The organism is Burkholderia sp. Bp8984, from assembly GCF_003853755.1.
GTDB lineage: Bacteria > Pseudomonadota > Gammaproteobacteria > Burkholderiales > Burkholderiaceae > Burkholderia.
Map to the genome: position 1 here is coordinate 102,368 of NZ_QTQN01000001.1, position 26,732 is coordinate 129,099.

Annotated in this window: 22 protein-coding genes; 10 read left to right on the forward strand and 12 right to left on the reverse strand. The window is 65.8% G+C overall.

What is annotated here, in order from left to right; genetic code table 11:
* Positions 1-13: 13 nt before the first annotated feature.
* Both DID98_RS00385 and DID98_RS00390 read left to right on the forward strand, forming a co-directional pair.
* Positions 14-685 (forward strand): membrane integrity-associated transporter subunit PqiC, encoded by a 672-nt coding sequence (locus DID98_RS00385; RefSeq protein WP_260428024.1) that lies wholly within the window; start codon positions 14-16, stop codon positions 683-685.
* Positions 686-766: 81 nt separating this feature from the next.
* Positions 767-1,261, forward strand: a complete 495-nt coding sequence (locus tag DID98_RS00390) for a TetR/AcrR family transcriptional regulator (RefSeq protein WP_124484810.1) — start codon at positions 767-769, stop codon at positions 1,259-1,261.
* A 163-nt stretch (positions 1,262-1,424) separates the two neighbouring features.
* Here DID98_RS00390 and DID98_RS00395 read toward each other — a convergent pair whose 3' ends face one another.
* From DID98_RS00395 to DID98_RS00430, 8 genes are all read right to left on the reverse strand, one after another.
* The gene (locus DID98_RS00395; RefSeq protein WP_124484811.1) at positions 1,425-2,150 is read right to left on the reverse strand and encodes an OmpW family protein; all 726 of its coding nucleotides are present in this window, start codon (positions 2,148-2,150) and stop codon (positions 1,425-1,427) included.
* A 119-nt stretch (positions 2,151-2,269) separates the two neighbouring features.
* A complete protein-coding gene (locus DID98_RS00400; protein WP_124484812.1) occupies positions 2,270-3,325 on the reverse strand; it encodes an amidohydrolase family protein in 1,056 nt (351 codons plus the stop codon).
* A gap of 78 nt (positions 3,326-3,403) precedes the next feature.
* Positions 3,404-4,435, reverse strand: a complete 1,032-nt coding sequence (dmpG, locus tag DID98_RS00405) for a 4-hydroxy-2-oxovalerate aldolase (RefSeq protein ID WP_124570010.1) — start codon at positions 4,433-4,435, stop codon at positions 3,404-3,406.
* An 11-nt stretch (positions 4,436-4,446) separates the two neighbouring features.
* The gene (locus DID98_RS00410) at positions 4,447-5,394 is read right to left on the reverse strand and encodes an acetaldehyde dehydrogenase (acetylating) (RefSeq protein WP_124570012.1); all 948 of its coding nucleotides are present in this window, start codon (positions 5,392-5,394) and stop codon (positions 4,447-4,449) included.
* Entirely contained in the window at positions 5,391-6,200 is an 810-nt protein-coding gene (locus tag DID98_RS00415) for a 2-keto-4-pentenoate hydratase (RefSeq protein WP_124570084.1), read from the reverse strand. Before DID98_RS00415 ends, DID98_RS00410 begins: the two co-directional genes overlap by 4 nt.
* Before the next feature lie 26 nt (positions 6,201-6,226).
* Positions 6,227-7,993 (reverse strand): bifunctional 3-(3-hydroxy-phenyl)propionate/3-hydroxycinnamic acid hydroxylase, encoded by a 1,767-nt coding sequence (locus DID98_RS00420; RefSeq protein ID WP_124570014.1) that lies wholly within the window; start codon positions 7,991-7,993, stop codon positions 6,227-6,229.
* Positions 7,990-9,000, reverse strand: a complete 1,011-nt coding sequence (locus DID98_RS00425) for a VOC family protein (RefSeq protein WP_124484815.1) — start codon at positions 8,998-9,000, stop codon at positions 7,990-7,992. The genes DID98_RS00420 and DID98_RS00425 overlap by 4 nt, the downstream gene beginning before the upstream one ends.
* A gap of 16 nt (positions 9,001-9,016) precedes the next feature.
* Positions 9,017-9,880, reverse strand: a complete 864-nt coding sequence (locus DID98_RS00430) for an alpha/beta fold hydrolase (protein ID WP_124484816.1) — start codon at positions 9,878-9,880, stop codon at positions 9,017-9,019.
* A gap of 155 nt (positions 9,881-10,035) precedes the next feature.
* On the opposite strand from DID98_RS00430, the gene DID98_RS00435 reads away from it, so the two are divergent.
* Positions 10,036-10,737, forward strand: coding sequence for a TetR/AcrR family transcriptional regulator (locus DID98_RS00435; RefSeq protein WP_124519453.1), 702 nt, complete (start codon positions 10,036-10,038; stop codon positions 10,735-10,737).
* A gap of 578 nt (positions 10,738-11,315) precedes the next feature.
* Here DID98_RS00435 and DID98_RS00445 read toward each other — a convergent pair.
* Complete coding sequence (locus DID98_RS00445) at positions 11,316-12,065, reverse strand: TetR/AcrR family transcriptional regulator (RefSeq protein ID WP_124484818.1); 750 nt, start codon at positions 12,063-12,065, stop codon at positions 11,316-11,318.
* Positions 12,066-12,214: 149 nt separating this feature from the next.
* On the opposite strand from DID98_RS00445, the gene DID98_RS00450 reads away from it, so the two are divergent.
* The 7 genes from DID98_RS00450 to DID98_RS00480 all read left to right on the forward strand — a co-directional run bounded on the left by DID98_RS00450 (position 12,215) and on the right by DID98_RS00480 (position 21,356).
* Complete coding sequence (locus DID98_RS00450; protein WP_124519454.1) at positions 12,215-12,523, forward strand: hypothetical protein; 309 nt, start codon at positions 12,215-12,217, stop codon at positions 12,521-12,523.
* A 12-nt stretch (positions 12,524-12,535) separates the two neighbouring features.
* Complete coding sequence (locus DID98_RS00455; RefSeq protein ID WP_124484820.1) at positions 12,536-13,606, forward strand: VOC family protein; 1,071 nt, start codon at positions 12,536-12,538, stop codon at positions 13,604-13,606.
* A 36-nt stretch (positions 13,607-13,642) separates the two neighbouring features.
* A complete protein-coding gene (locus DID98_RS00460; protein ID WP_124570017.1) occupies positions 13,643-14,599 on the forward strand; it encodes a fumarylacetoacetate hydrolase family protein in 957 nt (318 codons plus the stop codon).
* The gene (locus DID98_RS00465) at positions 14,596-16,590 is read left to right on the forward strand and encodes an acyl-CoA synthetase (protein WP_124484822.1); all 1,995 of its coding nucleotides are present in this window, start codon (positions 14,596-14,598) and stop codon (positions 16,588-16,590) included. Before DID98_RS00460 ends, DID98_RS00465 begins: the two co-directional genes overlap by 4 nt.
* Positions 16,591-16,705: 115 nt before the next feature.
* Entirely contained in the window at positions 16,706-17,443 is a 738-nt protein-coding gene (locus tag DID98_RS00470; RefSeq protein ID WP_124484823.1) for an OmpW family protein, read from the forward strand.
* 54 nt (positions 17,444-17,497) lie between these two features.
* Positions 17,498-20,476 (forward strand): molybdopterin-dependent oxidoreductase, encoded by a 2,979-nt coding sequence (locus DID98_RS00475; protein ID WP_124570019.1) that lies wholly within the window; start codon positions 17,498-17,500, stop codon positions 20,474-20,476.
* Positions 20,477-20,486: 10 nt separating this feature from the next.
* Positions 20,487-21,356 (forward strand): 4Fe-4S dicluster domain-containing protein, encoded by an 870-nt coding sequence (locus DID98_RS00480; protein WP_124570021.1) that lies wholly within the window; start codon positions 20,487-20,489, stop codon positions 21,354-21,356.
* A 139-nt stretch (positions 21,357-21,495) separates the two neighbouring features.
* Here DID98_RS00480 and DID98_RS00485 read toward each other — a convergent pair whose 3' ends face one another.
* The 3 genes from DID98_RS00485 to DID98_RS00495 form a co-directional block, all read right to left on the reverse strand.
* The gene (locus DID98_RS00485) at positions 21,496-22,941 is read right to left on the reverse strand and encodes an NAD-dependent succinate-semialdehyde dehydrogenase (protein WP_124519460.1); all 1,446 of its coding nucleotides are present in this window, start codon (positions 22,939-22,941) and stop codon (positions 21,496-21,498) included.
* Between the two features lie 175 nt (positions 22,942-23,116).
* Complete coding sequence (locus DID98_RS00490) at positions 23,117-24,445, reverse strand: cytochrome c (protein ID WP_185640810.1); 1,329 nt, start codon at positions 24,443-24,445, stop codon at positions 23,117-23,119.
* A gap of 16 nt (positions 24,446-24,461) precedes the next feature.
* Positions 24,462-26,681, reverse strand: a complete 2,220-nt coding sequence (locus tag DID98_RS00495) for a xanthine dehydrogenase family protein molybdopterin-binding subunit (protein ID WP_124570023.1) — start codon at positions 26,679-26,681, stop codon at positions 24,462-24,464.
* Positions 26,682-26,732 lie beyond the last annotated feature (51 nt).

Sequence of the window (26,732 nt, forward strand, 5' to 3'; positions counted from 1 at the left end):
TGGTCGTCTCCGTATGCCGGCGCGCATCGCGACGTGCGTCGCACTCGCGGTGCTGAGCGCGTGCGCGTCGCCGCCGGTGCATTTCCATACCCTCGCGGTGACAGACGATGCGGGTGTTGAGGCCACCGTCGCGCATCCCGCCTGGCTGATCGACATCCAGGCCGTGCACGTCGCGGCGCCTGCGGACGGCAACCGGCTCGTCGTGCAACGCGGCCCCGATCGGACCGACATCCTGGAGCAGGAGCGCTGGGCCGCGCCGCTCGGCGACGAGATGCGCGGCGGACTGTCGACGCGCGTCGCGTCCCGGCTCGGCACGATCGATGTTCATCGCGTCGCCCACCCGGACGGCGCGCCCGTCTACCGGGTCGCGGTGGACGTTCAGCGAATCGAATCCTGGCCGGCATCGCACGTGCTGCTCGATGCAACGTGGAGTGTGAGTTCCGGGTCCGGACAGCCGGCACTAACGTGCCGCAGCATCGTGCGGTCCGGTGCGTCGACGGGCTACGAAGCACTCGTCGACGCGCAGCGTCGCGCGCTCGATGCGCTCGCGCTCGGGATCGCCGCGGGCATTCGCGCGGCGGCTGCGCACGCCGCGCCACCGGCAGATTGCCGCGCGGGCGCACCCGGGCGCCCGATCGCACGCCCCGCTGTCGATCGCGGCGCGCCGGACGCGCTCGACGATTGAATCGGCGCCGTGACGACGCGACATTTCCCGCGGCGCGATATTGCTCCGCTTCAGCCATTTCCACCGCACGGACAGCACAGGATGAAACCCGCCCGCCTGACCCGCATGCAACGCCGGCTCGACACTCGCGAGCGGCTCGTCGCCGCCGCTCGCGAATGCTTCATCGCGAAGGGCTTCGCCGACACGACTGTCGAACATATCGTCGAGCGCGCGGGTTACACGCGCGGCGCGTTCTATGCGAACTTCGGGCACAAGCGCGAGCTGTTGATCGAGATCCTGCGTCGCGACCGCCCGAAATTACTGGCGAAAATGCGGCCGGCAACGCATGAGCACCGAGGCTCCCGCACCGCCGGCTCCGCGGACATCGCCGCCGGCTGGGAATGTTTCCCGCTGTGGGTCGAGGTGCACCTGTACGCGCTGCGCGATGCCGGGATCCGGCAGATCGTCGACCGGCTGCACGCCGAGCCGGCGCCGCCGGCTGCGGCAAGCGGTGCGGCGGACACCTCGGAGCGCATGCCATCGTCGGCCGAATGGGCGGCAGTGCTCGGCGTTGCGCTGATGCGTGCCGGTGCGTAGTACGCACGTTACGACGAGCCGACGCAAGACACCGTGATGCGCGCCGTTCGGGCGGCCGCCCGGTCCATCAATCCGACCGTCCCGAACGACTATCCGGACAATGGCGGACGCCGGCCTGCCACACAGGCTGGCTGTCGAATGGGCGCCGGCCGCTTGATCCCGCTCAGAACCGATACCCTACCGATACGAATGTCGTGATCGGATCGATCTTGATCCGCGTCGAACTGGTCACGGTTCCGACCGCGGATCGCGTGCTCAGGTCGGCTTTCGTCGACAGCCACACGTAGGCGACCGACACGCCGACCGACCAGTGCGGATCGATGTTGTACGTGAGCCCGGCGTTGACGATCGGCGCAAAGGAATGGCTCAGCGCCACCGACGTGGGGCCCTCCAGGCGATTGCCGAGCGTCGGCGAATACAGGAATGCGCCGCTCGCGACCTTGTCGCTCAGCTGTACGTCCCTGAACCATACATAGGTGAGGCCCGCGCCGACGTATGGCCGAAACCGGGCCGACGGTTCGCCGAAATGATATTGCGCGAGAATCGCCGGGCTCCATGCGCGAGCCGTCCCCAGTTCGCCGAGCGACGACAGGGAGCCCGTGCCGCTCAGATGCAATTTCGGCGGAATGCCCAGGATCGTCTCGACTGCGACGTGATCCGTGACGAAATAGGTCGCCGTCAGCGCGAACGTATCGGTATCGGCCACGCTCGCGCCGCTGCCCGGTACGGTGCCCGAGCGCCCGAGCGCGTTGACCGTCAGCGGCTCGCTCGAATCCTGCGGCGCCATGTGCAGCCATCCGGCGTTCATGACCCACTGACCGGCCGATTGCGCGCGGGCGCACGACATCGCCGCGATCGACAGAAGAATTGCCGCGCTCGTATGCTTCATGGTGTCTCCGATTGTTGTGATGTGCAGGATGGCGCCGCCGGGGAACGGCGGCATGCGTCGCCGCCGGACGGAGGTCATCCGCCCGGCATGCGCGTCCAGGGTTCCGGACGAAACGGGATTCAGCGGTCTCTGAGCCGGTCGATCAACCGGACGCCCGCGCCGGCAGCCGCACGCCTGAGCGACGCCAGCGGGCCGTCCTCGGGCGAGGGCGTACCGGCGACACGCTCCGCGCCGCCGGCAAAACGCGGGAACAGGCGCAATGCGTTGCCGCGCTCGATGCCGGCGCGCGCGTCGGTATCCCAAACAGGTGACCGTTCGAGCGTGTCGCGCTGCATGGCGGTGACCGGTGCCGGCGCGAACGGGAAATCGCTGCCGAAGAGGATCTGCGTCGGCTCGACCAGTTCGCGCAATGCGGCCTGCGGATACGCGGCTGGCGACAATGCCGTGTCGAAGTGGAATCGACGAATGGTCGTGAGCACGCCGTCCGGTACCGCAGCAAGGTATTCCGGCATCAGGTTGGCCAGCGACACGCGCCACGCGACGTAAGGCAGGAATCCGCCCGCATGCGCGAGAATCCAGCGAATGTTCGGGTAACGCGCCAGCGTCCCCGTCAGCAGCAGATTGACCGCCGCGCGCGTCGTATCGCACAGGAATTCGATCAGGAATCCCGGCGCACCCAGCCCGAGCGCCTCGCTTGTCCGATGCAGGTTCGGATGCACGAACACGACGGCCTGCCTGCGATCGAGTTCGGCCATCAGTTCGTCGAATTCCGGCGCGCCGAGAAACTTTCCTTCCGTACTGCCGAGCAGCACGACGCCGTCCGCCTTCAGCACGTCGAGCGCATGAACGGCTTCCGCGCAGGCCAGTTCGGTAAACGGCATCGGCAGAACCGCGAACGAACCGAAGCGGCCGGGATGCGCATCGCAGAGCTGCGCCGAATATTCGTTACATTGACGAGCGAGCGTGCGTGCCTCTTCGACGTCGCCGAAATACACGCCCGGCGCCGAGATCGACAGCAGTGCCGCCTGAATCCCGTTCACGTTCATCACGTCGAGCGACGCTTGCGCATGCCATTCCGGCAACGCCGCGCCGGCGACCTTCTGTATGCCATGCCTGGACATGGCGTCGCGATAGGCCGGCGGAACGAAATGATGATGGACGTCGATTCGGTGCACGATCTGCTCCGGCGCGAAACATTGATATGGATGACAAAATATTATTCAGGCGCGTCTTCGCGCAAAACGAGTCGGTCGCTAGGTCGCATGCCCGGATGCGGCCCGTGCGTTCGACAGATCCAGCGCAACATCGACGATCATGTCTTCCTGCCCACCCACCATGCCGCGTCGCCCCAGCTCGACGAGGATATCGACCGTGCCGAGGCCATACTTTCGGGCGGCCAGTTCGGCATGGCGCAGGAAGCTGGAGTACACCCCGGCATAACCGAGCGCGAGCGTTTCGCGGTCGACGCGCACCGGGCGATCCTGCAGCGGCCGAACGATTTCGTCCGCCGCATCCATCAGCCGGTACAGATCCGTACCGTGACGCCAACCAAGGCGCTCGGCCGCCGCGATGAATACCTCGAGCGGCGCGTTCCCCGCCCCGGCCCCCATCCCCGCCAGGCTCGCGTCGACGCGATCGCAGCCCTCCTCGACGGCGACGATCGAGTTCGCCACACCGAGACTCAGGTTGTGATGCGCGTGAATGCCCACCTCCGTTTCCGGTTTCAGCACGTCCTTGAACGCGCGGACGCGATCGCGCACGTCGTTCATGTTCATCGCGCCGCCGGAATCCACGACGTAGCAGCACGTCGCGCCATAGCTTTCCATCTGCTTCGCCTGCTCGGCGAGCCCGACGGGCGTGTGCATGTGACTCATCATCAGGAAGCCCACGGCCTCCATGCCGAGCTCACGCGCGGATTCGATGTGTTGGCGGGAAATGTCGGCTTCCGTGCAATGCGTGGCGACCCGCACGATGCGCGCGCCCGCGTCGTACGCGGCGCGCAGATCGTGCACGGTGCCGATACCGGGCAGCAGGAGCGTGGCGACCTTCGCGTGGGTGACGGAACCGGCGACCGCTTCGATCCATTCGACATCCGTATGTGCGCCGAAACCGTAGTTGAAGCTGCCGCCCTGCAGGCCGTCGCCATGCGCGACCTCGATCGAATCGACCCGCGCAGCGTCGAGCGCCATGGCGATTTGCCGCGCCTGCGCGATGCTGTACTGGTGGCGAATCGCGTGGCTGCCGTCGCGCAATGTCACGTCGGAGATGTAAATCTTCTTGTCCATGGTCGGGAAACTCACGTTGCGTCGCGCAGCATGCGGGCGGCGACCCGTTCGGCCATCGCCATGGCTGCGCTCGTCATGATGTCGAGGTTGCCGGCGTAGGCAGGCAGGTAGTGGGCGGCCCCCTCGACTTCGAGGAAGATCGAAGTCTTGAGGCCCGACATGCGTTCGCCGACGCCCGGAATGCGGATCGGCCGATCGGATTCGATGCGATCGAACTGCACGCGCTGTTTCAGGCGATAGCCCGGCACGTACGACTGCACCGCTTCCACCATTCGCGCGACGGAGGCTTCGATGCGCGCTTCGTCGGCGAAATCGCTGAGGGCGTACACCGTATCGCGCATCATGAGCGGCGGCTCGGCCGGATTGAGTACGATGATGGCCTTGCCTCTCGCGGCGCCACCGACCGTTTCGATCGCGCGCGCCGTCGTTTCGGTGAATTCGTCGATATTGGCGCGGGTACCCGGCCCTGCGCTCCTGCTCGAGATCGATGCGACGATCTCGCCGTAGTGAACGTTGGCGACCTGCGACACCGCCGCGATCATCGGGATCGTCGCCTGTCCTCCGCACGTCACCATGTTGACGTTGGGCGCATCCAGATGGCGCTCGCCGTTCACCACCGGTACGCAGTACGGGCCGATCGCCGCCGGCGTCAGGTCGACCATGCGGAGGCCGGGCTTGAGCGCACGCAGGAACGCATCGTTGTGCGCGTGGGCCGACGCCGACGTCGCGTCGAACACGATGTCGATGTCGTCGAAGCCAGGCATCCGCGCAAGCCCTTCGACGCCTTCGTGCGTCGTGGCGACACCCATCCGTGCCGCACGCCGCAGCCCGTCCGACGCCGCGTCGATGCCGACCATCGCGCCCATCTCGATGTGTTCGCCGTGCCGCAGGATCTTGATCATCAGATCCGTGCCGATGTTGCCGCTGCCGACGATACCGACCTTGAGTTTCCTGCTCATCGCGACGCTCCTTCGCCCAGGCGGCAATGCACGCTGCCGAGCGCGCCGATCTGCGCGCGAATGACGTCCCCGCTCGCCACCGCCACCATCGGGCCGAGCGCGCCGGACAGGATCACGTCGCCCTCGCGCAGCCTCTGTCCGTGACGCGCGATCGTGCAGGCGAGCCAGTAAACCGCGCGCAACGGATGGCCGAGACAGGCGGCGCCGACACCCGTCGATACCACTGCATCCTGTTTCGTCATCGTCATTCCCAGTTCGCCGAGCGAAAGCCGGCCGAGTGCAATGGGCTGATGACCGAGCACGTATGCGCCGCACGACGCGTTGTCGGCGACGGTGTCCTCGAGCGTGATCCGCCAATCGGCGATTGCGCTGTCGACGATCTCGAGCGCCGGCAGCGCATAGGCCAGCGATGACAGTACGCGGCCATAGCTCGGCGCGTCGTCGTCGAGATCGCGCCCGACGACGAATGCGATCTCGGCCTCGATCTTCGGTTGCAGCAGGCGATTCATCGGCACATCGTCGCCGTCGAGATGCGCCATGTCGTCGAACAGCACGCCGAAGTCGGGCTGATCGACACCGAGTTGCCGCTGCACCGCGCGCGACGTCAAGCCGATTTTCCTGCCGACGATGCGCGCGCCGGCAGCGATCCGCGCCGCCGTGTTCGTTTCGGCCACCGCATACGCGGCAGCGCCCCCGGCAATGCCGAACCGCTCGGCAATCGGTTCGATCGGGATGCGCGTCGCGCGCGCACCGCGCAACGCGTCGGCGGCGGCGTGAATACGGGAGTGATCGGGCAATGGAGACATGATTGATGGAACGAGAGAGTCGGAATTCAGGCGGCCCTGGCGAGCGACGATGCCTCGGCCGGCGTGGCTGCACGGGTGCCGCTGGGGGTATTCGGCACACCGAGCTGGTCGCGCAGGCGCGCCACGGTGCGATCGAGTTCGGTCACGGGCACGACGGCGAATACGAACCGGTCCGGCCGCAGGATCGCCACGGCCTTGTCGCGAAACCCGGCCTTCGCGAACCACGCGATCATGTTGCCGTCGATGTCCTCGACCTCGGTCGTGCCGCCGTGGCGGTTGTCGCGTTCGACGCCCTCGAGCCCTTGAGGGCGGCCGCCGTACGGATAGAGCGTGACGTACCGCACCGACAATGCCTGCAGCGCTTCGGCGGACGCATCGTCCAGATACCGTGCGGGATCGACGTTCAGGCCGACGAGCGAAAACCCGCGCCCGAGCACGTCGTCCATCCGTTGCCTCGCGCCGTCGAACCGGCGCACGTCGGGTTGCGGGGCGAGCGCGCCCTCCGGGCCGTTGCGGCGCCGCCGCGGCAAGCCGACGTACGCGTTCTTTTTATAGACCGGCGCCGGCTTGAAGCCCCCCTCCTGGAACCAGCGCTTGAGCGGAGGGATCATCCGGATGACCGCGAGCGAGGTGTCGCGCACGAGCGTGCCCAGCGGATTGCGCACGGACACGACGTTCTTGAGCAGCACGGACACGTCGATCATCGCCTTGGCGTGCGCGTGGCGCTCTGACTGATAGGTGTCCAGCAGTGCGTCGCCGGCGGCGCCGCGCAGCACGAGGTCGAGCTTCCATCCGAGGTTGTACGCATCGCGCACACCGGAACTGGCCCCCTGCCCCATGAACTGCGGCGTCATGTGTGCCGCGTCGCCCGCGAGCAGCACGCGGCCGACCCGCCATTTGGCCGCGATCAGCGCGTTGAACGTATAGACGAGCTTGCGCTTGACGACGAACTGGTCCGGATCGACGAACCGGGACAGGTACGCGCGCACCGTCTCCGGCCGTTCCATGTTCTCTTTCGTTTCACCTGGCATCAGCATGAATTCGAAGCGGTGGAACTTGTCGGGCTGAACGCAGCTCACGACCGGCAGCTTCGGGTCGACGACGAAATTGAAGTACGGCAGGTGACGCAGCGCGTCGGTACCCGGCTTGCGCTCGATGTCCACGACGAGCCACGGCTCGGGAAAGCTCTTGCCGGCCATGTCGATGCCGAGCCGCGTGCGAACGATGCTGCGCCCGCCGTCCGCGCCGACCATGTACCGCGCCCGCAACGACTGCACGTCGGGATCGTTGTTCATGCTCGTGCGCGCATCCGTCGCATCGCTGAAGCGCGCTTCACGCGTGGCCTGGTGCACGATGCCGACGCCGTCGGCGTCCTGCGAGAAATCGACGACTTCGCGCCCGCGCCGGATCGTGACGTTCGGATAGCGCGACAGCGTGTCCGACAGCGTCGTTTCGAGATACGGCTGGTAGAAGAAGTTGATGATCGGCCAGCCGAGCGGCCGCTTGCGCGGCATGTATTGCGTGATCGGCGTGCCGTCGGGGCGCACGAGCTGCACCGGCGTTTCCATCATCATCCGTGCCTGCAATTCGTCGGCTACCGCCAGATGCTGGAAGATCCGCATGCATTCGTCGTCGGTATAAACAGCGCGGGCATTGCCGTAAAACACCGGCTCGCGCTCGAGCACCACGACGCGATGGCCAGCCTGGCCGAGCAGGTGCGCAAGCACGAGGCCGGTCGGTCCGAGCCCCACGATCGCGACGTCGCACGCATCGCCCTGATGCACTGCGTTCATGGTTGGTCTCCCTGGATGATGAATTCCGGATGCAGCAGCGATGCGAACGCGCGCCGGGCACGGCCCAGCCGGCCGCGCAAGGTCAGGTTCTCCGGGCGATGGCCCCACAGGCTGATCCCCTGGTAGGTCGTCGTGCGCCACGCGCGCTCGTCCACCACGATCGGGTTCCAGCCCAGTTCGATCTCGAAGCCCGACGGTGTCCGAACGTAGAACGACAGCTCGCGGTCGTTCGGATGCTGGCCGATCGCATTGGCGATCGGGTATCCCATCGACCGGCATCGCAAGTAGGCCTGAGTCACGTCGTCCAGCGATACGCACTGAAGATTCAGGTGGTGGATCTGCGTGCGCAGCGGATTCATACGGATGCCGCGCGTCGACGCGGTTGCAAGCGAATGGTGGCGCTCGTTCAGTCGAAGAAACGCGAAGTCGAGATTCAGGCCGTCGATCTTGTCCTCGATCTCGTCCGACAGGCGTGCGTCGAACACCTTCTTCCAGAACGCCTGCATCGCTTCCGGCCGACGCGTCGTGATCGCGACGTGCCCCAGGCCGGATGCGCCGGTCACGAATCCGCTCGCCTTCATCTGCAACGGCGAATCGCTCAGCACCGCATCGGTGAACAGCTCCGTGCGCAGCCGCTTCGGTCCGGTGAAGTGCCAGAATCGCTGCACGCCTCGCAGCGCGGCTTCGTTCGCGCTGCCCTCCCGGACATCGATGCCGAGTACGGACAGCCGCGCGAGCACGAGCTGCAACGCCGCGTCATCGGCCAGTTGCCAGCCGATCGCGGCGACGTCTTCCGCTTGCCCCTCATGAATAATCAATCGGCGCTGGTGCGCATCGATCCGACACGCGAGCACCGTGCGTAGCGGACGATCCGCATGCAGCCCGAGCCCCTCGGTGACGAACGTGCTCCATGCGTCCAGGCGGACGGACTGGATCAGCAAATAGCCGAGATGCACGCGACCGAACAAGCTGTCGGGCGCGGCCGGCGAACTGGCGATGGTGGGCATGGCGACGCGCTCCGGATCAGACGCGGCGGACGACGCGCGCGTCAACGCGGTCCTCGGCCAGAAACGCCACGACCATCGCGTTGAATTCGTCGGCGCGCTCCCACTGCACCCAGTGGCCGGTCTTGCTGAACAGGTGCACGTCGCAGTTCGGCATGCGCCGCTGCAGCGAGCGTGCGCCGCTTGGTCGATTGACCTTGTCCTCCGTTCCCCACAGCACGAGCGTCGGATTCTGTACGGCGGCCAGGCGCGGATCGCGCGTGAAATCGAGATTCCTGAAATTCGGAATGCCTTTGGGCCCGAGCAACGGCGGGCTGGCGACGACCTCCGGATCGATGCTGGACTGAAAGCGCTCCTGGAGCGTCGCATCGGATACCAGGCTGCCGTCGTAGACGAGGTCGCCCCGGATGAACGCCGCGAGCTTTTGCAGTGTCGGGCCTTCGCCCTTGTAATAGTTCAGCAGACGTTTGAGGCCGGGCGTGGGCAATGCGCGCGTCGTGTCCACGCCGCCGGGCCCCATCAGCACGAGGCGTCCCACCGCGGCCGGACGCTCGATCGCCATGCGTAACGCACATGCCCCGCCGAGCGAGTTGCCGAGGACGTGCGCGCGCTCGATGCGCAACGCATCGAGCATGCCGAGCATGCTCGCCGCCAGGTCGCCGAACGGATCGCCGCGATCCAGCCCCTTCGTCGATTTGCCGTAGCCCGGCATGTCGGGCACGACGACCCGGTGGACGCATGCGAGCGCGCCGACATTGCGGGCGTAATTGGACATGCCGGAAGCGCCGGGGCCGCCGCCGTGGAGCATGAGCACCACCGGACCCTCGCCTGCTTCGGTAAAGGAAATGGTCCGCGCACCGACCCGAACGGTACGTTGAATCATTGCGTGAGTCATGGACGGGGCATTCACGGCGTGGTCGCTCCAGACGGTTGATCGAACTTGCTTGGTGTTAATAATGAGATAGTTGTCATCATGACAATATTCTCGTTTTCACCTAGCGTCTCGGAGCGCCTGCTGCGTCGCCTTATAATTCCGCCATGAATGAAACGACCGTTGACCATCGGACCCGTGTGGCGGCAGAGCGTCGCGAGCGCATGCGTGCCCGGCTGATCGAAAGTGCGATGCTGGTGTTCGCGGAAAAAGGCGTCGGCGCAAGCGTCATCCAGGACGTCATTGCGGCCGCGGACGTATCACAGGGCACGTTCTACAAGTACTTCCGCACCAACGAGGATCTGCTCGCGGCAGTGACGCAGGAGCTGAACGACGAGTTGCTGCGCCTGATCGAAACGGAAGTCCACGGCTATGGGGATCCGGCGCTGCGCATCGCGTGCGGTGTGCGCATGTTCCTGCACGCCGCGCGCGCGTATCCGCTGCTGGCGCGCTTCATTTGCGCGGCCGGCCTGCATTCGGCGGGGCCGAGCAGCCTGATTTACGTGTTCCTGCCACCCCACATCGAACAGGGGCTGGCGCTGGGACGTTTCAGCGATGTCGGCGTCGGAACCGCACTCGACGTGATCGCCGGAACCTCACTCGCGACGATCCTCAGAATCACCAACGAAGGCCCGCAAAACGTCGTTCCGGAGCCCGTGGTCGCAGCAATTCTGCGCGCACTGGGCGTCGGGCACCTCGAGGCGGAAAAGTTGGTCGAAACGGCATTGCCGCCGATTGAAACGCCCGTTGCATCACTGCTCGAACGCGGACAGGCACGGATGCAGGCCCAGGCGCAGCCCGCGATCTGACCGTTTCGGGAATGCTCGGTCCGGCACGAAGCGTCATGCTCGATGACGATCGCCGGGCCTCAGCCGTCGGCGACGAGTTTCGCGGTATGCCTTCAATCCTGGTAACGCACCGGCCGAGCGCGATCGACGTGCATGGTGTCCGGCACGACGAGGACCTTCCCTGTATAGCGTGTTGCCATCTCGATTCGGCGATGCCAATCGTCGCCAGGTTCGCAGGTCCTGATTGATGCGAGATGGAGCGCGCGCCAGGCGCACGACCGGCAAACGCCTACTTGCCACGGCGAGATCCGGGAAAACGCTCCAAAGACAGCGATACGCTCGTCGGTAGTCACCGTCCGGCACTGCAAGAAACTGCGTGTGAGGTAGTCGTCGGTATTCGCGGGATAGTCGCGAAGCCGGTCTTTCATGCGACGCCCGCGTGGGTTGCGTCCGAAATGACGCCCACGACATCGCCGCGCGCTATTCCACTTCGACAAGCGCCGGCTGAACAGCGCAGGCGTCGCATCGCCCCCGTCAGCTGACGGGTACCGCACGAGCGCTCGGGGTGGCTTGGCCGCCGCCTGCGTCACCCCATTACGTCACTGCGCCGTCTCGGCCGCATCCACAACGGGCAGCGGCCGGCTCGCGATCTTCTCGGCTTCCGCACGCTTGAGCCCCAGCGTATGCAGCAGCGTCGCCGCCGTGCGTTCCGGAAAATGCTCTCCGTTGAATCCGAGTTCCTTCAGGACACCGGCAGCCGGTGCGCCCGGAGCGACGAAGTTGAGTTCGGCGGCAATCGCGGTCAGCACCGTACCGCCAACCGAAAGGAAGCCGACGAATGGGTCGGCGACCACGAAGCGTTTCTCGGCGATACCGCGCTCCATGTCCCGCAGCAGGCGTTGACCCAGGCCAAGCGTCAGGACGCGCGCCGAAAAGCCCTCGCGTATCAGGAAGTGTCCCCACACCGGCTCGCGCCGCGCGCGCATCAGCGTATGTCGCACCGAGACGGAAATGATCTCCGCCGGGTCGGACAAGCCGCTGGCCAGGCGATCGAGCGAATCCGCGAACTCCTCGAATACCGATTCCACGAGGGTCGCGTAGATCGCCTCCTTCGATTCGAAGTGGTTGTAGAACGAGCCGAAGCCGACGTCGGCGGCCTCGGTGATTTCGTTGATGGCAACGCCTTCCATGCCCTTCTCGGCCATCAGTCTGAGGGCGGCATCCAGCAGGCGGGCACGGGTCTCCCGCTTGCGGCGCGCGCCACGCGGCTCGCGCTCTTCGGCGACCGCGGGACTGGATGCTTCCGGAGCGGAGCGCTTTGGTGTCCGGCGGCTCGGTGTATTCGTCATGACGTTTTCGATCCTTGTTCGTGCCCAAGTATAGATTCAAATGTCTACATTGACAAAGTCATCATCTATGATTTTAATGTCATCAATGGCGGCAGAACACGGCCTCGAGAACCGATCGAACGACGAATGGAGATACGGTGGAGACACACATGCACACGGGCGCCAGCGCGTCCATTCACAACAGCTCGCACGCGTCGCCGAAGTGCGGGCTGCCATCGATGCTCGGCGTATTGATCGCAGGATTCACGCCGGTCGGCGCCGCATCGGGCCATTTTTCGGCCAGTCACGGCGCCGGCGGCGAGGCGCGCCGCTCCCATGCGAAATCGACGAGCGACCTCGCGACATTCATGGTCCGGCCAGTGATGTCCTGCGACGGTGAGATTGCATGCCCGCCGTTGCGCGGCAAGCCCCTCGATGCGACGGCGCCCGCCTTCGCGATTGTCATTCGACCTGCCTGATTGTCATCCGCCATGAAACTGACCACCACACAACCGGCTCGCCACCCGCACCCCACAACGAAGGCATCGGCGCTCGCCTATCTGATCTTCGATCGCCCCGATCTCGACGAAGCAGAGCACTTTCTCAACGATTTCGGTCTCCGAACGGTGCTGCGGGATGACACGCAATTGCTGCTGCGCGGAACCGGCAGCGCACACTTCTGTTATGTCGTTCGCCACGCGCCGAAGGCCCGCTTCGTAGGCTTCGGATTGCAGGTCGACAGTCGTGCCGATCTCGAGGCGCTCGCCAAAATCCCTGGCGCGTCGGAGATCGAGGCATCGGATTGGCCAGGCGGCGGCCTCCGGGTGCGGCTCGCCGATCCGTCGGGTTTTCGGGTCGACGCGATTGCCGGCCAGACCCGGGCCGACACGTTGCCGCACCGTGCCGCGCTTTCATTCAACTCGGTCGACACGCCGTTGCGGATCAACGAAACGCAGCGGCCGCCGGCGAGCGCGCCTGAAGTCATTCGGCTCGGACACGTCGTGCTCGAACTCGCCGACTACCAGGAAACCTGCGCGTGGTACACGCGACATTTCGGGTTCATCCCCAGCGATGTCCAGGTGCTGCCGGACGGCTCACCCGCGGTTGCCTTCATGCGGCTCGATCTCGGCGACCGGCCGGCCGACCACCATACGCTCGCGCTCGCCCAGGGGTTCGTGCCGACTTATAGCCACAGCGCGTACGAACTGGTCGACGCCGATGCCGTCGGCATGGGCCAGCGCATGCTGCACGACAACGGATGGGCACACGCGTGGGGCATCGGCCGACACATTCTCGGCAGCCAGATCTTCGACTATTGGCAGGACCCGTGGGGCGACAAGCACGAACACTATTGCGACGGCGATCTGTTCACGGCCGACGAGCCGACGGGCGTGCACGCGGTCAGCCGCGAAGCGATGGCGCAGTGGGGCCCGACGATGCCGCGCAGCTTCACGAAGCCCCGGCTCACGCCGTCGAGCCTTGCGGCGCTGTTCCGCAACCTGCGCCGCAGTCCCGATCTGACGGTCGGCAAGCTGCTGACCCTGGCGAAGCTGTTCGCCTGATCCCCAACCGCCCATTCGACTCACGAGAGATCATTCATGTCACTGCATGTCCTGCACTTCCGGCATCATGGCCGCGCCCAATGGGGCGTGGTCGCCAACGGCGCCGTCACGCCGATTCCCGGCGACTTCGAGACAACCGCGAGCTTTCTCGCGGCGAATCCGGTTGAACGACTCGTCTCGCTCGACGGACCGACGATTCCGGAGTCGGACGTGGAGTGGCTGCCACCGGTGACCGCCAACCAGCAGTTCGTTTGCCAGGGGGCGAATTACCGTCGGCACATGATCGAATCCGGCATGGATCCGGACGCGAAAAAATTCAACATGATCTTCACGAAGGCGACGAGTTGCATCGTCGCCGCCGACTCACGAGTCGTGAAACCCCGGCACGTCCGGTTTCTCGACTACGAAATCGAGCTCGGCCTCATCCTCAAACGCGACATCACGTCTCATCGGCAGATCACGGACGCGAACCTGCACGACTATGTCGCCGGCACCGTGATCGTCAACGACTATTCCGCGCGCGATGTCCAGATCCCGCAGATGCAGTTCTACAAGGGCAAGAGCTTCCGGACGTTCGGCCCGGTCGGCCCCTATCTGTGCCTGCTCGAGCGGCATGACTTCCCGAAGCTGAAGACGCTCGACCTGACGTTGACCGTCAACGGCGCGGTGCGCCAGCAGGACTCGACATCGAACCTCGTCTACGGTCCGGCGGAAACGTTGACCGAGTTGTCGGGCGTGCACGACCTTCACGCCGGCGACCTGCTCGCGACCGGCACGCCGGCCGGCTGCGCACTCAGCATCCCGTCGCCGCTCAAGCAGCGGGCCGTCGCGCTTTTCCCCGAATCCGTCAAATGGAAGATGTTCATGAAGGTGCAGGCGGGGCGAGCGCAGTATCTGAAGGCCGGAGACATCGTCGAAGCCCGGATCGCGAGCCGCGACGGAACGATCGACCTGGGCGTGCAACGTAACGAGATCGTGGACGAAGCAGCATGAACGGCATCGCGACCCAAGACGACGTGCTGGCGATCGAAGCGCCGGGCCTTCCGCCGGACCTTCCAGCCAGCACGTACGAGATGATCTGCGCCGGTGCGGCCATCGATCCGTCCGCCCCCGCCCTCTCCTTTTTCATGACCGCCGACGCGCACCGCGACGCCGAGTGCTGGACCTATCGCGAGCTGGTCCGTGACATCACGCGCACGGCCAACATGTTCGCGCGCCTCGGTGTGAATTCGCAGTCGGTGATCGCTTATGTGCTGCCCAATCTGCCCGAAACGCATTTCGTGATCTGGGGCGGACAGGCAACCGGCATCGTATGCGCGATCAATCCGCTGCTTGAAGGCGAAGCGATCGGTCAGCTGCTCAAAGCCGCCGGCGCCAGCGTGCTCGTGACGCTCGCGCCATTTCCCGGGACCGATCTCTGGCAAAAAGTCGCGGACATCCTTCATGAGGTCGAGCCGCTGCGGCATCTCGTGCTGGTCAACCTGGCCGATCGCGTGCGGGGCATGGCGCAGTCGGCGGCACGCACGCTCCAGCACGACGCGTGTGCGCAGTTGTACGGCGCTGGCGGTTTGCGCAGCGCCGTGCCTGCGCACATCCAGATCCACGACTTCGGTACGGCAATCGCGCAGGAATCCGGTACGGCGCTCGACAGTGCGCGCCGCATCCGACCCGGCGACATGTCCTCTTACTTCTGTACCGGTGGAACCACCGGGTTGCCGAAAATCGCGATGCGCAGTCACGGCAACGAAGTGGCGAATGCCTGGAGCGCCGGCCGGTTCTTCGGCGACAGTATCGGCCCCGGCAAAACGACTTTTTGCGGCTTGCCGCTCTTTCACGTCAACGCCGCGATGGTGACCGGCCTCCTGCCATTCTCGCGCGGTGCCCATGTCGTGCTCGGCACACCGCAGGGTTACCGGGGCGACGGCGTCGTCAAACGCTTCTGGGAAATCGTCGAACATCACCACATCAATTTCTTCAGTGGCGTCCCGACGCTTTATGCTTCGCTGCTCGACATTCCCTCCGAGGATCATGTCATCGACTCGCTCGAATACGGCCTGTGCGGTGCCGCGCCGATGCCGGTCGGCGTCTTCAGGTCCTTCCAGGAAAAAACGGGCATCCGGATTCTCGAAGGTTACGGCCTGACCGAAGGAACGTGCGTGAGCAGCGTCAACCCGCCGAACGGCGAGCGTCGGCTGGGATCAATCGGGCTTCGCATCCCCTTCCAGGCGATGAAGGCGGTCGTCGTGGACGATGCGGGACGGTATCTGCGCGACTGCGCAGCCAACGAAGAGGGGTTGCTCGTCATCTCCGGGCCGAACGTGTTCACCGGCTACACGCGTCCCGACCAGAACGAGGCCCTGTGGCTCGATCTCGGCGACGGCAAGCGCTGGCTCAACACGGGCGACCTCGGCCGCTGCGACATCGACGGTTACTTCTGGCTGACCGGCCGCAAGAAGGAGTTGATCATCCGCGGCGGACACAATATCGACCCGGCGACGATCGAGGAACCGCTGCATCGACACCCGGCAGTCCAGATCGCAGCGGCGATCGGGCGCCCCGATGCCTATGCCGGCGAGTTGCCGGTCGCGTATGTTCAGCTCAAGCCGGGCATGACGGCTAGCGAACACGATCTGGAAGTGTTCATGCAGCAGGAGATCGCTGAACGCGCCGCCCTGCCGAAGCACGTCCGAATCGTCGAGGCGATCCCGCTCACCGGCGTCGGCAAGATATTCAAACCCGAACTCAAGCGCCGCGAGACGAGTGACGCACTCCGCGCGGCATTGGACCAGGGCGGAGCGCCCGGCGCATCAGTCGACGTCTCGACCAGTGATTCCGGCGGAATGTCGGTCTCGGTCGAGCTGAGCAATCCCGGGCTCGAGACTGCCGCGCGCTTCGTGCTGGGGCGTTTTCCGTTTGCGTTTTCGATCTCGTTCGCAGCGGAACCCCTTCGGTCGTCCGGTCCGGCAGCAACAGATCTGCGGTGACGGTGGCGCGTGACTAGCCGCGACAACACAAATTCCGAGAGCGGCTTGTCACTATCAATAAGGTATCCAAAGCAACTGTAGTTATTTAATCGGACCGAGACAGAGGAGACGCAAGATGAAATTGAGGCGAACGACGAGTTTCGCAGGTGCAATGGTTTGCATCTGCACGGCTGCACTTGCCGACAACGCAGATGCGCAGACGGCCGGAAGCATCACTACGTCGGTTGGATGGCTGCACGTCGCGCCCCAGGGCGACGCGACGCCCCTGACCGTGCAAAGTGTCGGCGGCGTAACGGTGAATCAGCAAATGGGTGGTACCGGGGCGCATGCCAGCTCGACGGATACGATGGGCATCACCACCGAGTACTACGTCACCGACAACATTGGTGTCGCCATGCTGTTCGGACTGCCACTGACAGTCAATCTTGTCGGTGACGGGACGTTGCAGAAGTACGGAACCCTCGGCACGACAAGGCCGATGCCGCCCGCCGTCGAACTTCGATATCACCTGTTTTCAGCCGAATCGAAATTCCGTCCGTACGTAGGACTTGGCGTCAACTACACGTGGTTCACCCAGGTTCGGGCGACCAATCGCCAGTTCGTCACCGACAGCTTCGGGCCGGGCGGCTCGGCGCGCGCGACACTCAGTTCATCGTGGAACCCGGTGTTCGAGCTCGGCGCGAGTTACGCGATGACCAAACACTGGTCGGTCGGTGCTTCCGTCGGCTACATGCCGGTGAAGACCCACCTCACGTTATACGGACAGACCGCGACCGGCACGCAGATCGTTTCCACATCGACGCTCCGACTCAATCCCGTCAACGTTTTCCTGAACGTCGCTTACACGTTCTAGCGGGTGCGTCCCGATGCCAGCCCCCCGCATGGAAGCAACACTTTGGATCGAACGATGAAACGACAGGCTCTCAAGACCATTCTTTTTGCATTGCCCAAGGTTCTGGACCTGACGGCGCGCCGCTTCCCCGCCTACCGCGATCGCCTCAAGGAGCGCAATCTCGTCGCGTGGATCGGGCTCATGGATCAAAGCATCGGTCGCGCCATCGAGTTCAGGAATGGCCGCATTCGGTCGCGCGCCGGCAAGCATGCGCGGCCCGATGTGCGCATGGCCTTCAAGGACGTCGCCACCGCCCTGAAGTTCCTTTCCCCGAACCCGGACCAGGGCGAGATCGTCCACGCCGCCAAGAACTTCAAGGTGGTCACCGAGGGCGAGGACGAACTGCTGGTCTGGCTCATGCAAACCCTGAGCATGATGCGCACGGTCGGCCTGACGATGGGCACGCCCATGCGCGACGGCACCCGACGCTACACCACCTGCACCAATGGCGGCCCCCTGTTCGTCTACGTCAAGGATGGCCGCATCGTCCGCGTGACGCCCATCGAGCTGGACGATACGGATGCGTCAAGCTGGGTGATCGAGGCACGTGGACGCCGCTTCAGCCCGCCACGGCGCGGACTGGTCGCGCCCCACGCGTTGACCCTCAAGTCGCTGGTCTACTCCGACAAGCGCATCCTTCACCCGATGAAACGGGTCGACTTCGACCCGGACGGCGAGCGCAATCCGCAGAACCGGGGCAAGTCCGGCTATGTGCGTATCAGCTGGGACGAGGCCCTGGACATCGTCGCCAGGGAGATCAACCGGCAGAAGCGTGTTCACGGCCCCGGTTCCATCACTTTCCCGATGTCGTCCCACCACCAGTGGGGCAACGTCGGCTACTACCTCAGCGCGCTGACGCGCTTCGCCAACCTGATCGGCTTCACCCGGGTCGCCGCGAATCCGGACAGCTGGGAAGGCTGGTACTGGGGCGCGATGCATCATTTCGGCAACTCGATGCGCGTCGGCGTGCCCTCCGGCTACGGCGGCCTCGAGGACGGTCTCAAGGAGGCCGAAATGATCGTCTTCTGGTCCTGCGACCCCGAAAGTACCAACGGAGCCTACGCAGGATTCGAGGGAACCCCGCGCCGCCTGTGGGCCAAGGAACTCGGCATCGAGTTCGTTCACATCGACCCGCACTGCAATCCCACCGCACAGCTGCTGGGCGGGCGCTGGATCCCGATCCGGCCGCAAACCGATGCTGCCCTGGCAACCGCCATCATGTACGTCTGGACCGTGGAGGGCCTGTACGACAAGGATTACGTCGCGACGCGCACGACCGGTTTCGACGATTGGAAAGCCTACCTGCTGGGCGAAACCGACGGTACCCCCAAGACGCCCGAGTGGCAGGAGAGCGAGACCGGCGTGCCGGCCAAGGACGCCCGTGCGCTTGCGCGCCTGTGGGGGAAGAAGAAGGTGCATCTCGCCGTCGGGATGACCGGCGCGGGATTCGGCGGCGCAGGCCGCGGGGCGACCGGCGCGCAATGGGCGCGCTGCATGATCATGATGATGTCCATGCAGGGCTGGGGCAAGCCCGGGGTGAATTTCGGCTGCCTCGAAATCGGCGTCCCGCACGATCTCCAGTTCTACTTCCCCGGCTACGCGGACGGCGGCATTTCAGGCGACCTGGCGTGGACCGCCAATGCGGTGGACAACTACCAGCGCATGCCGCATATCCTGACCATGAATCCCGTCAAGCAAATGGTGCCGCGACAGCAGATGCCCGATGCGATCCTCAACGGTCACGCCACCGGTTATCTCTGGGACGGCATGTCGCAGGAAGCCCAGTTTGCACCGTTCACCTACCCGATGCCCGGCTATTCGCCGATCCACATGATCTATCGCTACGGCGGATCCGCGTTCAGTACCGTGACGAATTCCGGACGCTGGACGCAGGCCTACCGGCACTCGAGCATCGAGTTCGTCGTCAATCAGTCGATCTGGATGGAGGGCGAAGCCCAGTTCGCCGACATCATCCTGCCCGCGTGCACTTCGCTGGAGCGTTGGGACATCGGAGAATGGGCGAATTCGGGCGGCTACGCCCACCACGGGTATGGCACGGTCAACCATCGCATGCTGACGCTGCAGCACAAGTGCATCGAACCCCTGGGCGAGTCCCGCTCCGACTACGACATTTTCACTGCCATCCTGACCCGGTTGGGCCTGGGTGGCATTTTCACCGAAGGCTGCGGGGATCTCGACTGGGTCAAGCGCGTCTTCGACTCGTCGGATCTGCCCGATCACATTTCGTGGCGCGAATTTTGCCGCAAAGGCTATTTCGTCGTGCCGCCCGAAAAGCCCGAGTTGCGCCATCCCGTGGATATGCGCTGGTTTGCGGAAGACAGGAAGAAGGACCTGCCGGAACCTCATCCGCTGCCGTCACAGTTCTCGGAACGGTTCGGCAAGGGCCTGCAGACGCCGAGCGGCAAGCTGGAGTTCGTGCCCGAGTTGCTGAAGCGGCACACCGCGGACAATCCGGAGCGCCCCCCGCTCAACCGATATATCCCCTCCTGGGAGGGGTTGCGCTCGGACCTGGCCCGGCGCTACCCGCTGCAACTGATCGCCACCCACAGCCGCTACAGCTTTCATACCCACGGTGACGGAAAGAATTCTGCCGTGAACGGCATCGACGATCATCGCGCGCTGATCGCGGGGCACCGGTTCTGGCTGCTGAGGCTCAACCCGGCAGACGCCGCTGTTCGATGCATCGCCCATCGCGATCTCGTCAAAGTACACAACGACCGCGGCGCCGTGATCTGTGCGGCCGATGTCTCGCCCCTGGTGAACGCCGGAGTGGTGAAATCCTACGAGGCGAGCGCTGAGTTTCAGCTGATCGAAATCGATGGCGAGCAGGTCGAGATCGGCGGCTGCATGAACATGCTGACCCCCGACCGGCCTCAGACCGCCGGCACCAGCAGCATGAGCCCGAATTCCTGCCTGGTGCAGGTCGAGAAATGGCGCGGTGCCGAGGCATTCATGCTCGGTCGCGCAGCGTGAGGAATTTCAAATGAGCAAGTGGAACCTGATCATCAACGTCGGCCGTTGCGAGAACTGCCAGAACTGCGTGATCGCCGCGCGGGACGAGCACGTCGGCAATGATTTCCCCGGCTACGCGGCACCCGCTTCGGCCAGTGCCGAAAGCCCCATCCGCATCCTGCGTCGTGTACAGGGTGCTTCGCACATGATCGAGACCACTTATCTGCCGGTCATGTGCAACCACTGCGACGACGCGCCCTGCATGCGTGTGGGCGGCAGCGCCATTCGCAAGCGCGCCGACGGCATCGTCATCATCGATCCGGACAAGGCGCGAGGCCGAAAGGACATCGTCAAGGCGTGCCCTTACAAGGCGATCGTGTGGAACGAAGAACTGCAACTGCCCCAGATCTGGATCTTCGATGCGCATTTGCTCGACCAGGGCTGGTCCCGCCCGCGTTGTCAGCAGTCGTGCCCCACCGATGTCTTCGAGACGGTCAAGCTCGATGACACGGCGATGGCCGAGAAGGCCAGGCGCGAGGGACTCAAGGTATTGCGAGCCAACCTGAGCACGAAGCCCCGCGTGTGGTATAGCGGCCTCGAGCGGTGGGAAACGTGCTTCGTCGGCGGAAGTGTCAGTGCCCAGGCAGGAGACGTGGTCGAGTGTGTCACGGATGCGGTCGTCGTCTTATATGCAGGTAATCGGCAGGTAGCCGAAACCGTCTCGGACGGCTTCGGCGATTTCCGGTTCGACGGCCTGGCCAGGGGCAGCGGCCTCTACAGAGTCCAAATCCGGCATGCCCGCGGCAATGCCTGGCGCGAGTGCAGATTGGGCGACAGCGCCTACCTGGGCGAGATCAGGCTCAGTCAATCGACAAACGCCGTGGCGATGGAGTGCTCGTGATCCGGGCGAGACTGGACGCCGCGGTGACCGACGGTGAACGAATCAGAAAAAACAAGGCCGGGCAGAACACCCGGCTCTCGGCAACGCCATGCCGCGTGCGCACCGCGCAAACGGCGGCACGCACGCGACCACCCGGTCGTCAGACCGCCATCACCGTCACCGACTTCGTGACGAGATACGGCTCCAGCGCTTCCGGCCCGCCTTCCGACCCGTAGCCCGAATCCTTCACGCCGCCGAACGGCATTTCCGGCCACGGCGTCGCCGGCTGGTTGATCCACAGCATCCCGACTTCGAGGCGCTGCGTCAGCAGGTGCACGTTCGCGAACGAACGCGTGAACGCATAGCCGGCCAGCCCGAACGGCAGGCGATTGGCTTCGGCGATCGCATCCTCGAGCTTGTCGAAACCGCGGATCGCCGCGACCGGGCCGAACGGCTCGTTGTTGAACACGTCCGCTTCGAGCGGCACGTTCGCGATCACGGTCGGCGCGAAGAAGTTGCCTTCCGAGCCGATCCGTTCGCCGCCCGTCTCGATGCTCGCGCCGACCTTGCGCGCATTCTCGACGACCGACGCCATCGCGGTCAGCCGGCGCGGGTTCGCCAGCGCGCCGAGCGTCGTGCCTTCCTCGAGGCCGTTGCCGACCTTCAGCCCCTGCGCATGCGCGACCAGCGCACGCGTGAATTCGTCGCGGATGCTGTTGTGCACGAGGAAACGCGTCGGCGAGATGCACACCTGGCCCGCGTTGCGGAACTTCGCGCCACCGGCGGCCTTCACCGCCAGCGCGACGTCCGCGTCCTCGGCGACGATCACCGGCGCGTGGCCGCCCAGTTCCATCGTCGCGCGCTTCATGTGCTGGCCCGCGAGCGCCGCGAGCTGCTTGCCGACCGGCGTCGAGCCCGTGAACGTCACCTTGCGGATCACCGGATGCGGAATCAGGTACGACGAGATTTCCGCCGGATCGCCGTACACGAGACCGATCACACCGGCCGGCACGCCCGCGTCGACGAACGCGCGCAGCAGCGCGGCCGGCGATGCCGGGGTTTCTTCCGGCGCCTTCACGAGGAACGAACAGCCGGTCGCCAGCGCGGCGCTCAGCTTGCGCACGACCTGGTTGACCGGGAAATTCCACGGCGTGAACGCCGCGACCGGTCCGACCGGCTCCTTCACGACGGTCTGCTGCGCGCCGAGATTGCGCGGCGGCACGATCCGGCCATACACGCGGCGGCCTTCGTCCGCGAACCATTCGATGATGTCGGCGGCCGACAGCACTTCCACACGCGCTTCCGTGAGCGGCTTGCCCTGCTCCTGCGTCATCAGCTGCGCGATCGTGTCGGCGCGCTCGCGCACCAGCGCGGCCGCCTTGCGCATCGTCGCCGCGCGCTCGTGCGCGGGCACCTTGCGCCATGCTTCGAAACCGCGCTGCGCCGCGGCCAGCGCGCGGTCGAGATCGGCGATGCCCGCGTGGGCCACCTTGCCGATCGCCTTGCCCGTCGCCGGGTTCACGACGTCGATCGTCTTGCCGCTCGCGGCGTCGACCCACTCGCCGTCGATCAGCAGTTGCGTATCCGTATAAGTCACGTTAGCCATCCAGACACCCCAGTTTTACGTCGATAAAACGCGCGCGGCCGCGAACGGCCGCACGCCGGTTGACAGAAAGAGCTGCGCCACCGGGCGCCCTGCACCCGGCAATGTGCGACGACCGGCGTGCGGCACGCATGCCCGTCGTCGTCCGCCACGGTCGGCCGCGCTCGGCGCTCAGCGCTCAGCGCGCGGCCGCCGTCGCCTTGCGGAGTTTCGCGACCTCCGCCGCCTGCACGGCCGGCGCGCCGTTGTTCCAGCCGGCGCGCATGAACGTCAGCACGTCGGCGATCTGCTGGTCGTTCAGCTGGTTCGCGAACGCCGGCATCGGGTACGCGGACGGCACGCCACCGATCACGAGCGACTCGCTGCCGTTCAACGTCACGTTGATCAGCGACGCGGCATCGGCCTCGAGCACGTTCGGGTTGCCGGCGAGCGGCGCGAGCAGCGGCGCGTAGCCGCGGCCGTCCGCGCCATGACAATGCAGGCAGTAAGCGTTATACACCTTTGCGCCCGGATCGTTCGCCGGCCGGCCCAACACGACCTGCGTCGCCTTCGGCTCATAACGGTAAGGCGGCGCGCCCGTGCCGCCCGCTGCCGGCAGCGATTTCAGGTAGCGGGACATCGCCGCCAGATCGTCGTCGGTCAGTTCCTGCGTGCTGTGGTTGATCACGCTGACCATCGAGCCGAACGCGGTCGCATGCCGGTTCGCGCCGGTCTTCAGGAATTGCGCGATATCCGCATCGCTCCAGCGGCCCAGCCCGGTATTGTGCTCGCCGGTCAGGTTCGACGCGAACCAGTTGTCGATCGGCGCGCCCGACAGGAACGCCGAACCGCCCTCGTCCAGCGCCTTCTCTTGGAAGCCGACACCGCGCGGCGTATGGCACGATCCGCAGTGCCCGAGCCCCTGCACGAGATACGCGCCGCGGTTCCACATCGCGTCCTTGGCCGGCTTGTCGGCATAAGGCGTCGTATCGAGGAACACCATGTTCCACAACGCGAGCGGCCAGCGCATGTTGAGCGGCCACGGGATGTCGGACGCCCGGTTCGCCTGCTTCACCGGCTCGACGCCGTGCATGAAGTACGCGTACAGCGCCTTCACGTCGTCGTCCTTCAGCTTCGCGTACGACGGATACGGCATCGCCGGATACAGGTTGTGGCCGTCCTTCGCGACGCCCTTGCGCAACGCGTTCGCAAAATCGGCTTCCGTATAGCCGCCGATGCCCGTGTCCGGGTCGGGCGTGATGTTGGTCGTGTAGATCGCGCCCATCGGCGTGACCATCTTCAGGCCGCCGGCGAACGGCGTGCCGCGCGGCGCGGTGTGGCACGCGACGCAATCGCCGGCCTTCGCGAGATACGCGCCGCGTGCGACCAGCGCGCTGTCGGCGGCCGCCGCTTGCGCGGCGTGCGCCGTCGTGCCGGCCATCAGTGCGGACAGCGCGATCAACGACGTGCCGAACGTGCGAGCGGCGCGATTCAGGCGGTTCGGACGATTCGAGGTGAGGTTTCGCATGGTTCGTGTCCTCCCCTCAAGCCGTCTTCAGCTGGTTGCCGACCGGCAGCTTGCGCAGCCGCGTGCCGGTCGCCGCGAAGATCGCGTTCGACACGGCAGCCGCGGTCGCCGCGGTGCCCGGCTCGCCGATTCCGCCCGGCGCCTCGGCGCTTTTGACGAGATGAACCTCGATCGGCGGCGTCTCGTTGATGCGCATCACCCGGTAGTCGGTGAAGTTGCTCTGCACGACGCGGCCGTCCTCGATCGTGATCTCGCCATACAGCGCGCCCGTGATCCCGAAGATGATGCCGCCCTGCACCTGCGCCTCGATCGTGCTCGGATTCACGGCCATCCCGCAGTCGACCGCGCACACGGCACGCTTGACCTGCACTTCGCCGCCTTCCACCGCGACGTCGATGACGATCGAGAAGAAGCTGCCGAACGCGTGCATCACCGATACGCCGCGCCCTTGCCCCTTCGGCAGCGGCGTGCCCCAGCCCGCCGCCTTCGTCGCGACGTCGAGCACGTTGCGCGCACGCGGCGTCTTGTCGAGCAGCGCGCGGCGGTACTGGACGGGATCGGTCTTGGCCTGCGCGGCGAGTTCGTCGATGAAGCTCTCGACGACGAACGTGCTGCGGGTCGGCCCGACGCCGCGCCAGAACGCGGTCGGCACGTGGCGCGGTTCCTGGCGCACGTAGTCGATCAACTGGTTCGGCAGGTCGTACGGCAGGTCGTTGGCAACCTCGACCGCGTCGGGATCGACGCCGTCCTTGAAGGCCGGCGGTGCGAAGCGCGCGAGGATCGACGAACCGACGATCCGGTGCTGCCATGCGACCGGCTTGCCGTTCGCGTCGAGGCCGGCCGAGATCCGGTCGTAGTAGTACGGGCGATACATGTCGTGCTGGATGTCTTCCTCGCGCGTCCACACGACCTTCACCGGCGCGTTGACCTGCTTCGCGATCTTCACGGCCTGGCCGATCATGTCCGTTTCGAGCCGTCGGCCGAAACCGCCGCCGAGCAGGTGGTTGTGCACGACGATCCGGTCGGGCGCGAGACCCGTGAGCTTCTGCACGGTGTCGACCGCCCGCGTCGGCACCTGCGTGCCGACCCAGATCTCGCAGCCGTCGCCGCGCACGTGCACCGTGCAGTTCACCGGCTCCATCGTTGCGTGCGCAAGGAGCGGCTGTTCGTAGACGGCATCGATGCGCGTCTTCGCGTTCGCGAACGCGCGGCCGACGTCGCCGTCCTTGCGCGCGACCGCGCCCTTGCCATTCGCTGCGGCCTGCGCGAGATCGGCGACGATGTCCTTCGTCGACACCTTCGCGCCCGCGCCTTCGTTCCACTTCACGACGAGCGCCGACGCGCCGCGCTTCGCGGCCCACGTGTGATCGCCGACCACCGCGACCGCGTTGTCCGCGCGCACCACCTGGCGCACGCCGGGGATCTTCTTCGCGGCCGTGTCGTCGACGCTCGCGACCGTGCCGCCGAACACCGGGCTGTTCACGATCACCGCATACAGCATGCCGGGCACGCGCACGTCGAGCCCGAACTGCGCGGTGCCGTCGACCTTCTCCGGCGAGTCGAGCCGCTTCACCGGCTTGCCGATCAGCTTGAAATCGGCCGGCTGCTTCAGTGCGACGTCCTTCGGCACCGGCAGCTTCGACGCGGCGTCCGCGAGCTGGCCGTACGATGCGCGCCGGCCGCTCGCCGTGTGCTGCACTTCGCCGTTCGCCGCCCGGCAGGTGGCCGGATCGACGTTCCATTGTTTCGCCGCCGCCGAAACCAGCAGCGTGCGTGCGGTCGCGCCCGCGCGGCGCAGCGGTTCCCACGCGTAGCGCACCGACGTCGAGCCGCCGGTCAGCTGGCCGCCGAGCAGCGGATCGAGGAACAGCTTCTCGTTCGGGGGCGCATGGTCGAGCGTGACGTTCGACAGCGGCACCTCGAGTTCCTCGGCGATCAGCATCGGCAGCGCCGTGTAGACGCCCTGGCCCATTTCGACCTTCGGCATCACGAGCGTGACCTTGCCGGCGCGGTCGATCTGCACGAACGCGTTCGGCGCGAATACGCCGGCGCGCGCGCTTTCGTCCGCATCGCCGCCGATCACCGAGCGGCGTGCATCATCGCCCGCCGCCGGCATGCTGAAGCCGAGCAGCAGGCCGCCGCCCGCCGCCGCGCCGAGCGACATGCCCGCCTTGAGAAACGAACGGCGCGACACGCCCGCGCCGGCCCGACCTGCTTCGATCAGTCCTCGCGACATGTCAGCCTCCGCAGAGCCGCCTCAACGAGGCTGACCGCCCCCTCGCGGGGC